General features: G+C 55.9%; 16 protein-coding genes. 7 read left to right on the forward strand and 9 right to left on the reverse strand.

Translation table 11 applies throughout. The features are described 5' to 3' along the window. The coding region (locus tag FC75_RS13100) for a phosphoketolase family protein (protein WP_476737435.1) at positions 1 to 1,075 on the forward strand (1,075 nt) is incomplete at its 5' end. 172 nt (positions 1,076 to 1,247) lie between these two features. Next, complete coding sequence (locus FC75_RS12165; protein ID WP_056989992.1) at positions 1,248 to 2,702, forward strand: glycoside hydrolase family 1 protein; 1,455 nt, start codon at positions 1,248 to 1,250, stop codon at positions 2,700 to 2,702. Positions 2,703 to 2,873: 171 nt separating this feature from the next. On the opposite strand, the gene FC75_RS12170 is transcribed toward FC75_RS12165, so the two are convergent. From FC75_RS12170 to FC75_RS12185, 4 genes are all read right to left on the reverse strand, one after another. Next, positions 2,874 to 3,455, reverse strand: a complete 582-nt coding sequence (locus tag FC75_RS12170; RefSeq protein ID WP_054662704.1) for a hypothetical protein — start codon at positions 3,453 to 3,455, stop codon at positions 2,874 to 2,876. 165 nt (positions 3,456 to 3,620) lie between these two features. Continuing rightward, positions 3,621 to 4,172: a ferritin-like domain-containing protein gene (locus tag FC75_RS12175; protein WP_054662706.1), complete on the reverse strand. Its 552-nt coding sequence runs from the start codon at positions 4,170 to 4,172 to the stop codon at positions 3,621 to 3,623. A 10-nt stretch (positions 4,173 to 4,182) separates the two neighbouring features. After that, positions 4,183 to 4,416, reverse strand: coding sequence for a heavy-metal-associated domain-containing protein (locus tag FC75_RS12180; RefSeq protein WP_054662709.1), 234 nt, complete (start codon positions 4,414 to 4,416; stop codon positions 4,183 to 4,185). 48 nt (positions 4,417 to 4,464) lie between these two features. After that, entirely contained in the window at positions 4,465 to 6,387 is a 1,923-nt protein-coding gene (locus FC75_RS12185) for a heavy metal translocating P-type ATPase (RefSeq protein WP_054662712.1), read from the reverse strand. Between the two features lie 242 nt (positions 6,388 to 6,629). Between FC75_RS12185 and FC75_RS12190 the strand changes: the two genes are divergently transcribed. Further along, positions 6,630 to 7,286 (forward strand): MarR family winged helix-turn-helix transcriptional regulator, encoded by a 657-nt coding sequence (locus FC75_RS12190; protein ID WP_054662715.1) that lies wholly within the window; start codon positions 6,630 to 6,632, stop codon positions 7,284 to 7,286. A gap of 78 nt (positions 7,287 to 7,364) precedes the next feature. On the opposite strand, the gene FC75_RS12195 is transcribed toward FC75_RS12190, so the two are convergent. Both FC75_RS12195 and FC75_RS12200 read right to left on the reverse strand, forming a co-directional pair. Then, positions 7,365 to 7,706 (reverse strand): cupin domain-containing protein, encoded by a 342-nt coding sequence (locus FC75_RS12195; RefSeq protein ID WP_056989993.1) that lies wholly within the window; start codon positions 7,704 to 7,706, stop codon positions 7,365 to 7,367. Beyond that, positions 7,703 to 8,026, reverse strand: coding sequence for a cupin domain-containing protein (locus FC75_RS12200; protein ID WP_054662718.1), 324 nt, complete (start codon positions 8,024 to 8,026; stop codon positions 7,703 to 7,705). The genes FC75_RS12195 and FC75_RS12200 overlap by 4 nt, the downstream gene beginning before the upstream one ends. A 193-nt stretch (positions 8,027 to 8,219) precedes the next feature. On the opposite strand from FC75_RS12200, the gene FC75_RS12205 reads away from it, so the two are divergent. Continuing rightward, positions 8,220 to 8,681: a DUF2798 domain-containing protein gene (locus FC75_RS12205; RefSeq protein WP_056989994.1), complete on the forward strand. Its 462-nt coding sequence runs from the start codon at positions 8,220 to 8,222 to the stop codon at positions 8,679 to 8,681. Between the two features lie 75 nt (positions 8,682 to 8,756). Here the strand turns inward: FC75_RS12205 and FC75_RS12210 are convergent, their stop codons facing one another. After that, on the reverse strand, positions 8,757 to 10,295 hold the full coding sequence (locus tag FC75_RS12210) for a multicopper oxidase family protein (RefSeq protein ID WP_056989995.1): 1,539 nt from the start codon (positions 10,293 to 10,295) through the stop codon (positions 8,757 to 8,759). A gap of 134 nt (positions 10,296 to 10,429) precedes the next feature. Between FC75_RS12210 and FC75_RS12765 the strand changes: the two genes are divergently transcribed. The 3 genes from FC75_RS12765 to FC75_RS12220 all read left to right on the forward strand — a co-directional run bounded on the left by FC75_RS12765 (position 10,430) and on the right by FC75_RS12220 (position 12,303). Next, positions 10,430 to 10,606, forward strand: a complete 177-nt coding sequence (locus FC75_RS12765; RefSeq protein WP_156314311.1) for a hypothetical protein — start codon at positions 10,430 to 10,432, stop codon at positions 10,604 to 10,606. Positions 10,607 to 10,694: 88 nt separating this feature from the next. Then, positions 10,695 to 11,825: an Mbeg1-like protein gene (locus tag FC75_RS12215; RefSeq protein WP_054662723.1), complete on the forward strand. Its 1,131-nt coding sequence runs from the start codon at positions 10,695 to 10,697 to the stop codon at positions 11,823 to 11,825. After that, positions 11,812 to 12,303, forward strand: coding sequence for a GNAT family N-acetyltransferase (locus tag FC75_RS12220; RefSeq protein WP_054662726.1), 492 nt, complete (start codon positions 11,812 to 11,814; stop codon positions 12,301 to 12,303). The genes FC75_RS12215 and FC75_RS12220 overlap by 14 nt, the downstream gene beginning before the upstream one ends. 76 nt (positions 12,304 to 12,379) lie before the next feature. On the opposite strand, the gene FC75_RS12770 is transcribed toward FC75_RS12220, so the two are convergent. After that, positions 12,380 to 12,553 (reverse strand): hypothetical protein, encoded by a 174-nt coding sequence (locus FC75_RS12770; RefSeq protein WP_156403635.1) that lies wholly within the window; start codon positions 12,551 to 12,553, stop codon positions 12,380 to 12,382. A 53-nt stretch (positions 12,554 to 12,606) separates the two neighbouring features. Further along, positions 12,607 to 13,176, reverse strand: a complete 570-nt coding sequence (locus FC75_RS12225; protein ID WP_054662729.1) for an AAA family ATPase — start codon at positions 13,174 to 13,176, stop codon at positions 12,607 to 12,609. Positions 13,177 to 13,270 lie beyond the last annotated feature (94 nt).

Here is a 13,270-nt window from a genome sequence, read left to right on the forward strand (position 1 = left end):
TGATACAACCAATCGTCAGTGGTTAGAACACATTTCCGACAACGGCTCTGACGAGGACATGAACGCGTCCGGTCGCATCATCGATTCCCAGCTGTCTGAACACCAGGCGGAAGGCTTCCTTGAAGGCTACACCCTGACCGGTCGTCACGGCGTGTTCACGTCCTACGAAGCATTCCTGCGCGTGGTGGACTCCATGCTGACCCAGTACTTCAAGTGGATTCGCGAAGCCGCAGACGAGCCTTGGCACCGTCCATATCCGTCACTGAACGTCGTCTCCACTTCGACCTCGTTCCAGCAGGATCACAACGGCTACACCCATCAAGACCCAGGTATTTTGACGCATCTGGCCGAAAAGAAAGGCGAATTCATTCGTGAGTATCTGCCGGCCGACGCCAACTCCCTGCTCGCAATTTCGCCGAAGGTTTTCAGCAGCGAAAACACCATCAACCTGCTCATTACCTCCAAGCAGCCGCGGCCGCAGTTCTACTCCATTGAAGAAGCCACAGTTCTGGCCAACAATGGCTTGAAGCGCATCGACTGGGCTTCTAACGACGATGGCGTTGAACCGGATGTCGTGCTGGCCGCAGCCGGGACCGAACCGAACATGGAAAGCCTCGCCGCCATCAACCTCCTGCACGATCAGTTCCCTGACCTCAAGATCCGGTTCGTCAACGTACTGGATCTTCTGAAGCTGAAGAAGGACGATCCGCGCGGCCTGAGCGACGAAGAATTCGACTCGTACTTCACCAAGGACAAGCCGGTCTTCTTCCAGTTCCACGGCTTTGAAGACCTGATCAAAGACATCTTTTTCGATCGTCACAACCACAATCTGTTTGTTCACGGCTACCGTGAGGAAGGCGCCATCACGACACCGTTCGACATGCGGGTCCTGAACCAGCTCGACCGGTTCCACTTGGCCAAGGACGTCGTTGAACACGTCCCAGGTTACGCGGAAAAGGGCGCGGCCTTCGTTCAGAAGATGGACGACACCCTGCAGTATCACTACGATTACATCCGCGACACCGGCGAAGACATCCCAGAAGTCCAAAACTGGGTCTGGAAGCCGATCAAATAAGACATTCAACATCAGTTTGAGAAACGTGCAATCCCCAGCCGGACTGCACGTTTTTTTTGCCTACCAGGTCATTATGTTTCACGTGGAACGCGACGGTACCCGCTGCACTCCGGTATAATAAGCAATGGATGCGGTTTCACCGTATCATGCTGAATGAAAGAAGGAATCATATATGAGTTTTCCTAAAAACTTCCTGTGGGGCGGTGCCACTGCCGCTAACCAACTTGAAGGGGCATACGACGTCGACGGGCGCGGGCCATCAATCGACGACATCGCACCAGGCGGCAAGGACCGCATGAAAATTATTAAGAGTCCCGATTTTGACTGGCAGCCCCACCCCAAGTACACGTACCCGAACCACGAGGGCATCGACTTTTACCACCACTACAAAGAAGACATCGCCCTGTTCGCCGAAATGGGCTTCAAGGCTTACCGCTTCTCCATTAGCTGGAGCCGCATTTTCCCACGCGGTGATGAGGCGCAACCAAATGAAAAAGGGCTGACTTTTTACCAGAACGTAATCGATGAGTGCTTGAAGTACAACATCGAGCCGGTCATCACCATTTCCCACTACGAGCTGCCACTGTACCTAGCCGAGCACTACGGCGGCTGGAAGAACAAGCAGCTGATCGGCTTTTTCAAGCACTACGCGGAAACGGTGATCGACCGCTTCGGAGACCAGGTCAAATACTGGCTGACGTTCAACGAAATCAACTCGGCGGCCAGCTTCCCCTTCTCCAGCCAAGGCATGATCGCCAAAACCGGGGCTGACGACAAGCGCAACGTCTTTCAGGCTTGGCACAACCAGTTCGTCGGCTCAGCCTATGCAGTCAAAGCAGCGCACGAGAAGAACCCAGACAGCCAGGTCGGCAACATGATCGTTTACGCCACCAATTACGCGTACGACGCCAACCCGGTCAACCAGCTGGCCGCGCTGAAGTTCGACCAAGGCTTTAACTACTACACCACCGATGTACAGGTGCGCGGTGAGTACCCGGCTTATAGTGAGTCGCTGTACAAGCAGTACGGCTTCACCGGCGCCGACCTCGACCGCACGCCGGAGGAACTCGCCCTGCTCAAAAAGTACCACGTCGACTTCCTGTCGTTCTCCTACTACATGTCTAGCGTCACCGAAGTCACCGGCAAAGTAAACGAAAAAACCGCTGGCAACATCCTGGGCGGCCTCAAAAACCCGTTCTTGAAGGAAAGTGAGTGGGGCTGGCAGATCGATCCAGTCGGCCTGCGCGTTGGGCTAAACCGGCTCTACGACCGCTACCAGGTCCCGCTGTTCATCGTCGAAAACGGTCTCGGTGCCGCAGACACGGTGGAACCCGACGGCAAGATCAACGACGACTACCGCATCGACTATCTGAAGTCACACATCGAGGCGATCCAAGGGGCGATCGACGATGGCGTGCCAGTCATGGGTTACACCCCATGGGGTTGCATCGACCTGGTTTCCCTATCGACCGGCGAAATGAGCAAGCGTTACGGCTTCATCTACGTCGACATGGACGACCAGGGCCACGGCACCCTCGCCCGGTCGAAGAAGAAGTCCTTCTACTGGTACAAGCAAGTTATCGCGTCAAACGGTACCGATCTGAGTTCTGATCATCTCGACTACTAAAACGCGTTTTTTCATCGTTTTCAACCCGGTGTATCAACATTTCCCCCATTTCATCTCACAGCCTAACGTCAAATACAAAATCCGCGTTTTTTCACCTGATAAGGCGCGTGGTTGAGCTGTTTTATCAAAAAAACACCCACTTTCGACAATGACGAAAGTGGGTGCTTTGCGTTAGCCCTGCTTAGCCCATGCTTCAGCTTCTGCGTAGACCTTCGCGACTTTATCTTTTTGATCAACGCCCAGCAGATCCTGGCTAATGGTGCCGCCATCCTGGGTGCGTGTGTACGCCATCCAGCGGTACGGCAGGCGTAAGTCTTTGACATCCGCCGGGTCGATTTTCAGGTCCGTGCCTGGAATCGCAGGAGTCAGCTTGTCGGCCTCGTAAATCGACAGCATGTCAGCGATGCGCCACTCGCCGTCGCGTTTTTCCACGCGGTAGATCAGGCGCATGAACTCTTCAAGGACAACCTCAACCCCGTGCAGCTGCTCCCAGTAATCGGAGAGGTTCGGCATCTCGACGTACGCACGGGTCGCGCTGAGCTGATGGACGACCGGCGTGGACACGCGGGTAATGATTGTACTGTTCATCTCGGCTGTGCCCTTGCCAATAAAGGAACTGATTGGGCCGCTTTGCCAGCTAGTATGTACGGTCGCATCCGGCCAGTAAACGCTGGTCAGCGCATCATTGGCGTTGCGGACCCGGTACTGCCGCTCTGCGGCGACAACTTGTTCAATTGCTGTTGTGTCATCCATATTAATCATACCTTCCTGGTTTACGTGTAATTACAACTTAACTGGTGACAAGCTTACCACCCTGCCAATAAAATACAAGCAGAAATTAAATAACTGCCCTGCACCGGGAGCAGCTCGGCACAAGGCAGCTATTTTAGAGGTGGTGTTAGTTGGAATTAACGGTCATTAATCCTCGTCGTCATCATCGTCGTCAACTTCAACAAGGTCTTCCCAGGCCGTTTTACCCAGGAAACTCTGAAGCTTACGGACCGCCTGGTTGTTCTCCCCGCGTAACTTCGTGAGGTAAGCCGCCATGGCTGGGCGTTCCTCGCGCTCGGCCAGCTTGATGGCGCGGTCGATGTACATGTCTTCAGTGGTGAAGTCCTTGGCGGTCTGTGCGACCATGTTGGCGGCGGTGTCGTACTTCAACCGGCCGTCTTCCTGCAGCCCGGTGTACTTCGCGAATTCACCAGTCGTGCTGGGGACGATTTGATCCTCATCCAACAGCACCTCGCCGATTTCGTCGATTTGCTGGCGGTTCTGCGCGATCAGCTGCTGATAGAAATCTGCAACGGCCAGGCTTTGCTCGCCTTTCACGTACCAGGCGACCTGGTGCATCTTGACGTTCATCACGAACAGATTCGCGACGATGTGGCCAGTCATGGCTCCAGCGGTTGGCTTGTGGTGATCCAGATCCGCTTGCTTCACTTCTGCTTCGTATTGTTCATCAATTGTCATGATTTGCCCCCTACTCGTTGTCCTTCACGCGCACTTTTTTGACTTCGTAACCCAGCTTGGTGACGACGTCCGACAACTGATCGGCAGAGGTCTGGGTGTCGTCGAAATCGGCCTTCACCTTTCCGGCATTGAACAGCACCTTCACATTGGAAACCCCAGGCTGCTGCTTAACGGCGCCTTCGATCTTGGTGAGGCAAGACGGGCAGGTTAGCTGATCCAGTTGCATCGTAATTTTTTTACTCATTGAAAAGACTCCCTTTCGCTTATTTACAAGTTCATTCTACCGGGTTCGTTACTTCGTGGAATTGACCGCGGTCAAGTTCGCGACATTTTCTGATTTTTCTTTGTCGTCGTTTTTCCCGTAGTTGATCAGGCGCATCGCGTTGAAAATAACGACTAAGATAGAAGCCTCGTGAACGAACATCCCACTGGCCATGTAGATGAAGCCGGCGATCAGGCCCAGCAGCAGGAAGGCGACCACGGCAATGGAGATGAAGATGTTCTCACGCGTGTTAAGCACGGTCTTCTTGGCCAGCTTGTACGCGTGGTCCAAGGCCGCAAAGCTGGACTTCATCAGGACAATGTCAGAGGTTTCAATCGCGACGTCGGTGCCTGAGCCCATCGCGATGCCGATGTCGGCAGTGGCCAGGGACGGGCTGTCGTTGATGCCATCCCCAACGAAGGCAACGGTGCGGCCTTCGTCTTCAAACTTCTTCACATAAGTAACTTTGTCCTGCGGCAGCAAGTCAGCGTGGACCTCATCGATCCCCAGCTGATCCGCGACGTAATTCGCGGTTTGCGTGTTATCACCGGTCAGCATGACCAGGTGCTTGGCACCGGCCTTTTTCAGCTCGGCCAGCTCATCTTTCAGGCCTTCGCGAATGGTGTCGGCGATGGCGTAAATCGCGGCGACCTGCGTATCAACGGCCACAATGACAATCGAACTGCCGGTGGCCTGGAACTGACTTAGCGTCTGCGCCTGTTCGTCGGTTAGCTGAACGTGGTGCGCCTCAAGCAGCTTGCGGTTCCCGGCGCATACGGTGTGACCGGCAACGGTGGCAGTGATGCCTTGGCCCTTAATGGTGCTGCTGTTTTCGATTGACAGAGACTGATAATCCAGGTGAGCGTCATCGGCGGCCTGCGTCAGCGCACGGCCCAGTGGGTGATCGGACAGCGCCTCGACGGCGGCGGTCAGCTGTAATACCTGGTTGGCGTCTGGACCGTAAACTTTGCTGTCTGCCAACGCGGTTTTGCCTGTGGTCAGCGTGCCGGTTTTATCAAACACGAAGGTGTCGACTTTCGAGAAGGTATCCATGGCGGAGCCCCCCTTGACCAAAATGCCGCGTTTGGCGCCGTTGCCGATGCCAGCCACGTTGGAAACCGGCGCGCCGATGACCAAAGCCCCAGGGCACCCAAGCACCAACACCGTGATGGCAAGCTTAAAGTCGCGGGAAATCAGGCCGACCACCAACGCGATGACCAGCACCGCCGGGGTGTAATACTTGGCGAAGCGGTCGATAAACTTTTCGGCATGGGACTTCGTGTCCTGCGCGTCTTCAACCAGCTCGATGATCTTGGCAAACGTCGTGTCGTCCCCGACCTTAGTCGCCTTGATCTTCACGTACCCGTCGCTGAGCAGCGTGCCGGAGAACACGGTATCCCCGGCGTTCTTGGTGACGGCGCGCGACTCGCCGGTCACGGCAGCTTCATCGGCGTACCCTTGACCGTCGACGATTTCACCGTCGACCGGGATCGAACCACCGGTTTTGACTTGGACCACGTCGCCGACATCCAGGTCGTCAACGTCGACTTCTTCAATTGTCCCGTCATCGTGGACCAGTTCCGCGCTGGTCGGTGCCATTTCGGTCAGGCTCTTAATGGACTGACGGGTCTTGGTGAGGGTTTTCTGTTCCAGGAAGTTCCCGAACAGGAAGAGGAAGGTCACAATGGCACTTTCGTTGTACTCACCGATGATAAACGCCCCGATCACCGCGATAGTGACCAGCAGTTCAATGCTGATGACCTTCACGCGCAGCGCCTGGTAGGCATGCAAGAAAATCGGAATGCCGGCAACAATCGAAGCAACCATCAAGCTGACCGTATAGACCAGCGGTGCATTCAGCAGGTATCGGCCTGCGTACCCGAGCACAATCAGAAGCGCCGAAACGGCGGTGAGCTGAGTCGTGTGCTTTTCGATCCACATCTGAAATTTCATATCTTCCACTCTCCTTGAAGTTGACCGTTTCGACGCCTGCCGAATGGCCTTTCCTTATTGACAAGTTCAGCTTAAGGCATAGCAGAAAGATTCGACTTGACCAGCATCAAGTTCGCAGAAAATCGCTGAAAAAGTTTTTTAGTTAGTCCCTATTGACAAAAACTAACTAAGTGATTACACTTGTTTCGTTAGTTAGTCTTATTATATGGCTAGCTAAATAAAATTCTTGGAGGTAATCGCTGATGACTCAAGATACTCAACAATTGCTTAGACTCTTTGGCCGCCTGTTCACGCAGCGAGGCTTTGCGCAAAGTGCCATGTGGACGCTGCATTCCGACCACCGCGAAGGCGACGCCCCGCGCGGCCAACTTCGCGTGCTGCGCCTGATTGCACAGCACGATCACCTGACTAATGCCGACATCGTTGAGGCCCTCGACATCCGGCCCAGCTCCGCCAGCGCCATGGTGGCAAAGCTCGAGGACGCAGGTTTGATCACCCGCATCCCATCCGAAGCCGACGGCCGCGTGCAGTTGATTTCACTTACCGATGACGGCAAACAGTTCATTGAAAGTGTCCGGAACGACAAGGACCAGCTGGCGGATAAAATGTTCGCCGGTCTGACTGCAGACGAACAGGCGCAGTTGACCGGGTTGATTCTGAAGCTTGTCGGTAGCCTGGAAACCGGGGACCAGGACCAGGCTGTCGATGCCTACTTTGAAAAGCTCGGCCAGTTTGGCCCGCGGCGGCACCACGGCCACCACGGCTACCGGCAGGAGTGGGACGGCGGGCCCAGCCGCGGCTTTGGCGGTTATGGCGAACGCCCTGATTTTGGCGGCAGACCGCACGGACCTCGAGGCGGCAGACCCGGTTCGCACCCTGGTGATAAGGCCGCCGACTAGACGTACCCCACACACGAAAAAAGGGGCGCCACTCTCACATAGAGTAGCGTCCCTTTTCGTCGCGGCAAAGAGTTTCACTCAAGACTGGGCCGGTTTCACAACGGTCAGCAGCATCTGAAAACCCTCCTTGGCATACAGAGAGTGGCGCTGACCGGCGGGAATCACAATAGTCTGACCAGCCGCCACCATGTACGCCTGATCAGCAATCGTGATTTCTGCCACGCCGCTCAACACGTTCACCATGGCATCGCCAGCGGCTTCGTGACCGCCGATCTCTTCGCCAGTACCCACCGCAAACAGGGTCAACGTCAAATCGGGGCGCTGGACCAGGGTGCGACTGGTGACTTCACCGTCGGCTAAGTCAATCAGCTGCTTGAGGTCGACCACGGTGGCTTGTGGAATTTTATCAATGTAGGTCATTTGCGAACCTCACTTTCGATTTGCATGAACTTACAGGGCTGCTCAGCGCTTAACGTATGCGCCGTGCCGGCTGGGACCACGAGCATCGCTCCAGGCTCGACGACGGTGCGATGATCCGTAAAAATGACAGTCAGTGCTCCATCGAGGCACTGAAAAAGACGTGTTCGGCTGGCAGTTTCGGTGCTGATGGTTTCCCCTGCTGCCATCGCGTACACTGTCAGCGGCAGCGTAATGCCCAGGCGGCGGGACAATGAGCGGCTGGCGATTTGATGGTCGTGGTACGGGACCAAAGTCGCCAGTTCAAGCTTAGTTTCTGACATCGTGTTACCTCCACTATTCATTACATTAATCATAACCTAGGACCGTCTGGAATTGATACCGTCAAGAGCCTCGGCTGACGGCCGCACTGACGCCAAGGCAAATTAGTTGCCTCAACTCAGCGCCCCAGCATACACTAACCGCGAGACTGGCTAGCACCAGCCACTCACCGGGCACAAAGGGAGGCCAGCGGGCATGTACACCTACAGCAAACAACAGCTTTTCTTCACCGCCGAGATGTGTCTGGGCATGGGCTCGTTGATGAGCGGTCTCAACATCCTTTTCCGGCTGGGCTTGACCGCGGCTGCCTTGACCACGTTTCTCAGCGGCTGGACGCCCACCATCCTGATCGCATTTGCGTGGAATCTGACGATTGCCGCACCGGCCGTGAACCTGCTGATCAACGTGTTCGCCACCACCCCAGAGCACGCCCTTGATCCCGTACGGGCACAACGCATTCATCAGTGGGCGACAATCATCATCATGTGCCTGAGCATGTCGACCTGGGGCATGGTAATGGCGGGTGCGCTGCCCGGCATCCCCGTTTCTGCTCTTCTGATCACCTGGGCGCGCTCCTTCGTGCTGGCCTACGCGATTCGCGGCCTGCTCGTGCGGCCCGCCGCCACCGCATTTTCGCACCGAATATTTCCTGGGTGATATCAAAAAGTGGTCCAGTTGACGCGCCATGCGTGCCAGCCGAACCACTTCACTATTTCCCGGGAAAAGATTGGCCTACATCTTCATACCCATCTTTTTGTATGAATCCATGCCGGCCATCCACATGGTGTCTGGATCCACGCCACGCTCTTTGGCGAAGGCCTGAGTCAGCGTCTCCATATCCATGAGCCTGTACTTCGGCATCGGCTTGTTCGGATCGTAAGTCTGAATCTGGGCCATCATGCCGCCGTCTTCGTGCTCGATGATGTGGCAGTGATACATGTAGACGCCTGGCAGGTCGAACCGCACAAGTAGCCGAACCGTTTCACCAGGGTTAACGCCAACGGTATCCTTGTACCCATGCTCGTTCGGATAAGGCGCACCACCGTTGCGGGAAATGACCAGGAACTGGGTGCCGTGCACATGGAACGGGTGAACCATGCCGCCGTGCATGGTGTTGGTATTGGTGACATCCCAGTACTGAGCTAAGCCAATCGGCTGCGTGGCATCGATGCGCTGCATGTTGAACTTCTTACCGTCGATGGCAACTTGCTCATCCATCCCCGACATCACGATCTTGCGGACCGGCGTCGTCGGCAGCACTTTTGGCGCGTGAATGTCGATCAGGTGATCCGGCAGCACACTGTTATCCGGCTTGAAAGCGTGAATGCGGAACTTCACGATCGGCACATCATCGGAGAACAGGGTAACCGTGTCGCCTTCCTTATAGTTCTTAAAGTCGACAATGATCTCGGCGCGTTCCGCGCAGGTCAGCATCAGGTGTGTGAAGTGAACTGGCTCCGGCAGCAAGCTGGAATCACTGGCAATCTGGGTGAATTCCAAATCGTCGGAGAAATGCAGGCGCCACTCACGGCGGTTGGCCCCATCAAGGATCCGCAGACGCAGCTTTTGGGTGGTGACATCAAAGACTGGGTTGACGGTCCCGTTGATCATCGCAGTCGGGCCCTGCACACCATCTGGATCGTAATCGGCGTGGTAGTCCCACTGGTTATTTTCGTGGAAGCGGCGGTCTTGGAGGACCAGCGGAATGTCATCAACGCCGTAAGTCCGCGGCAGCGGCAGGCTGGCCTCGTGCTGATCACGCACCAGCACCATTGCGGCTAAACCATGCCAGACCTGCTCAGCGGTCGACGGACACGGGTGCGCGTGCAGCCAAGTCGTCGCGGCCGGCTGGTCAAGCGTGAAGTCGATTTGCTTGCTTTCGCCAGGGTAAACCGGCGCGTGGCAGCCGCCATCCACGTACGGACCGGATACCGACAACCCATGCCAGTGGAATGTGGTCAATTCATCAAGCGAATTTTTCAATGTCACATGAATGTGCTTGCCGACTTCAAACGCCAGCGTCGTGCCGAGCAGCGGCGCGTTGTAACCCCAAGTCTTGGTCTTGGCGCCGGGCAGGATCTGGGTCTCGCCCTTCTGCGCCTCCAACGTATACCACGCATCGGTGTCAGTCTCTTTGTCAGGCTTTAACAGCGGCGGGATCGCCAGCTGGGACTCCGGCGCGTCCGCGACTTCAAGCGGCACATAGCCGCCGTCGTGGGTGTTGTACGCCGGTTCATCGAAAAAGTAATCATCATACACATGCTGTGTCATAATCTTTCCCCTTTCATCATTGGCAAGGAAATTGTGCCTCACCTAAGTCCGATTCCATTTTAACACGCTTCCAGCCCGAAAACAGTGTAGAATAGAATCGTTATAAATAGTGGATAGATCTGGAGGGGTGTAAAATGTCTAAGCTATTTACCTGGTTAATGTTTGCCGCCAACGCTGTCCTAGTATGGATGGTCTTTGCCACTAACATTAGCATGAATATGGTCAACATGACGCACGCCATGTGGCTCATGGCCATCATCATGCTGGCTGACTCTATCATGTCGCTCTACATGATGTACCGCAAGAAATAAGTGTCAGGCCGGGGCAGAGGCTTCGGCCTTTTGATTACCCTAAAATCACTTAACAGCTATGGCATAATAAACCTAGGAGGTGAGACGGATGCCCAACATGCTGGATTACGCAAGAAGCTACGCGCAAGAACCGTTCAGCGCCGTGCCACTCGGGCCAATCGACGGGGTGCTCCTTTCGCAGCTGGCTTACTTCGATTTTGCACAGTTGCCGGTGACCAGTGGCACCCTGCACGCCTTGGATAAAAGCACTCAGCTCACCGCCTTGACCCAGCACACCTGGCGGCCCGCGGAAAATCTGGCACTGCTGAAACTGATGACTCACGCGCCGCGGTATCGGCCAATTGCGTGGCACGATCAGGTCACCCAACTCGACGTCGAGGCGCAAAAACAGTTTTCGGCCCTGACGCTCACCCTACCGCACGGCCAGTTCATCGCCTTTCGCGGCACCCGCGCCGATTTTGTCGACTGGAAGGAAGACTTTAACATGGCCTACATGCAAGCCATCCCGTCTCAGAAAGCCGCTCTGGCCTACTTCAAGCGCATCGCCGCGACCTATCCGGGCCCGTATTTTCTGGGTGGGCACTCCAAGGGCGGGACGCTGGCGACTTATGCCTTTGTTGAAGCACCTGGTGCCCTTCAGGATCAAGTGCAGGCCGTGTTCAACGCAGACGGCCCGGGCATCGGGAAGCCGGTCCCAACGCCGCTTTCACCGCGCGTGCACAAGCTGGTGCCGAAAACCAGCCTGATCGGCACCCTGTTTGATCCCGATTCTGATTTTACTGTGGTGCAAAGCCGCGCCCACGGCTTCAGCCAGCATGATCCTTTTTCCTGGACCGTTTCAAGCGAAGATTTCGTCTCGTTGCCGAAAACTGACCTGCTGTCTCAGCTCAGCCAGGACACAATCGCGACCTGGACCGCCAGCCTGTCAGACGAAACCAAGCAAGCCTGCCTCGACGCGGCTTACGCGTTGGTCACGCGCACCGACGCGACCAGTTTTGCCGAGCTGAAAAGCAACTGGCCGCAAAATGCCAAAATCATTCTAGCTGGACTACGGCACGGCGACCCCACGGCGCACCAGCAGTGGCAACTCGCGATTGGGCAGTTGACTGTCGCCCTGCGCGGTGCCCTGCCCAGGCCGCACCTGCCAGTTGTTGACTGGCCCTGGACCACTGTGGATTCACCACAAGATAAGGAGAAACCTTCAAATGATCACGATTAGACCAGCCACTGATGGCGACATGTCCACCGTCTGGCAAATTGAAACCGGCGAAATGGATGAAACCAAAACGCCGCACATGATGCAGCCGGATGAATACGATGGGTTCAAAACGGATCTGCTACATCACGCGGCAGTGACACTGGTCGCCTGCACTGACGCCGGCCAGGTATGCGGCTACATCACGTGCCACTTTGCCGGACCATACGCCAGCATGCGCCACCAGTGGGTCGCCGGCCTGGCTGTCAGCAAGATGGCCCAAGGCGAAGGTATCGGCCGCGCGCTGATCGACGCAGTCAAGGCCGAGGCCGCCCAGCAAGCCGTCGGCAAAATCAGCTTCCGCGTCCTTGCCAGCAACACTGCCGCCATCGGCTTTTACCAGCACCTCGGCATGACCCAGGAAGCTCACCACCGCCGCGAATTTTGGCTCGCCGACCAGTGGCAGGACGAGTATCAGTACGCGCTGTACGTCGGCGTGTAAGCAAACAGCGCTGAACCTTGCCGCCCAGCGCCGTTTTTAAAATTCCGATCAATTTGTTTCACGTGGAACAGCAAGATCAGTGCCGCGAATTTTTGTCCTTAACCAACTTCTTAACCTGCTTCATTGAAATGACCCGCCCACCGCTTTGCTTCGCTTTAGTAGCAGCGTCTTGCCCCGCCTGCCTGAGCGTGGCGGCGCGCTTCATGGTCATGATCTTATGCGCCGCAAGATAGTCCAGGTACGTATCCAAATCAGCGATGAAGCTGCCTTGTTCCTCTTAAGGTGCGTCAGCTAGCTGCTTGATCACTGCTGCACTGATGATGTCCGGCGCGGAACCTGCCCAGACGCGAGGCTAGTGAGTTCGCCAATTAAGGCAGACTTGCCACTGGCACTTTGAATGATGCGAATCCGTGTTGTGATGGGCGCGGCCGAGAGCAGCGCCGCCAAGCGGGGCTCTACCCGGCTGCGAAAAGTCACCGCATACGTTAAAAAATCCAAGTAGTCTCGGTCCAAATGTTCCTGAAAGCCTGGCGCCATGTCCGGCCGGCTCTGCGGATCGTGGTGGAAGGCCAGTGAACGGCGAACTAGACGTAGTGGGGCCACTAGGCTTGGCACCCGCAGCCACACCACTAAGTCGGCGGAAGCGAGCCGCAGCGGAATGGTACTGGTGAAATTACCATCGATCAGCCAGTCCTGATGCGCAGCCATAAACTGCGTCTGCTTGGTGATGAAATGGACCTTGGCGGCAGCGGAGTAATCCATCGCGTGCCAGACCCGGTCCAGCGCCAGCAGCGGCCAGCCAGTTTGCTGCGCCAGCTGTCGGGCCAGTGTCGACTTCCCACTGCCAGGTGCGCCGATCAGCATCACTTTCATTATCTGCGCCTCCACTCAAAAAAGTCGCGGTACTTCATTGTGAAGTGCCCTACAATTGTTAGACAAAGTGTCTAATGATTGTGGGGCTTTTTTT

The sequence above is a fragment of the Lacticaseibacillus camelliae DSM 22697 = JCM 13995 genome, from assembly GCF_001436615.1.
GTDB lineage: Bacteria > Bacillota > Bacilli > Lactobacillales > Lactobacillaceae > Lacticaseibacillus > Lacticaseibacillus camelliae.

Coding starts and splice junctions, on each gene's coding strand:
- FC75_RS12180 (WP_054662709.1), bottom strand. CDS start 4,416: ATGAGTAAAAAAATTACGATGCAACTGGATCAGCTAACCTGCCCGTCT.
- FC75_RS12765 (WP_156314311.1), top strand. CDS start 10,430: ATGTCTAAGCTATTTACCTGGTTAATGTTTGCCGCCAACGCTGTCCTA.
- FC75_RS12190 (WP_054662715.1), top strand. CDS start 6,630: ATGACTCAAGATACTCAACAATTGCTTAGACTCTTTGGCCGCCTGTTC.
- FC75_RS12210 (WP_056989995.1), bottom strand. CDS start 10,295: ATGACACAGCATGTGTATGATGATTACTTTTTCGATGAACCGGCGTAC.
- FC75_RS12170 (WP_054662704.1), bottom strand. CDS start 3,455: ATGGATGACACAACAGCAATTGAACAAGTTGTCGCCGCAGAGCGGCAG.
- FC75_RS12225 (WP_054662729.1), bottom strand. CDS start 13,176: ATGAAAGTGATGCTGATCGGCGCACCTGGCAGTGGGAAGTCGACACTG.
- FC75_RS12205 (WP_056989994.1), top strand. CDS start 8,220: ATGTACACCTACAGCAAACAACAGCTTTTCTTCACCGCCGAGATGTGT.
- FC75_RS12220 (WP_054662726.1), top strand. CDS start 11,812: ATGATCACGATTAGACCAGCCACTGATGGCGACATGTCCACCGTCTGG.
- FC75_RS12175 (WP_054662706.1), bottom strand. CDS start 4,172: ATGACAATTGATGAACAATACGAAGCAGAAGTGAAGCAAGCGGATCTG.
- FC75_RS12185 (WP_054662712.1), bottom strand. CDS start 6,387: ATGAAATTTCAGATGTGGATCGAAAAGCACACGACTCAGCTCACCGCC.
- FC75_RS12165 (WP_056989992.1), top strand. CDS start 1,248: ATGAGTTTTCCTAAAAACTTCCTGTGGGGCGGTGCCACTGCCGCTAAC.
- FC75_RS12195 (WP_056989993.1), bottom strand. CDS start 7,706: ATGACCTACATTGATAAAATTCCACAAGCCACCGTGGTCGACCTCAAG.
- FC75_RS12215 (WP_054662723.1), top strand. CDS start 10,695: ATGCCCAACATGCTGGATTACGCAAGAAGCTACGCGCAAGAACCGTTC.
- FC75_RS12200 (WP_054662718.1), bottom strand. CDS start 8,026: ATGTCAGAAACTAAGCTTGAACTGGCGACTTTGGTCCCGTACCACGAC.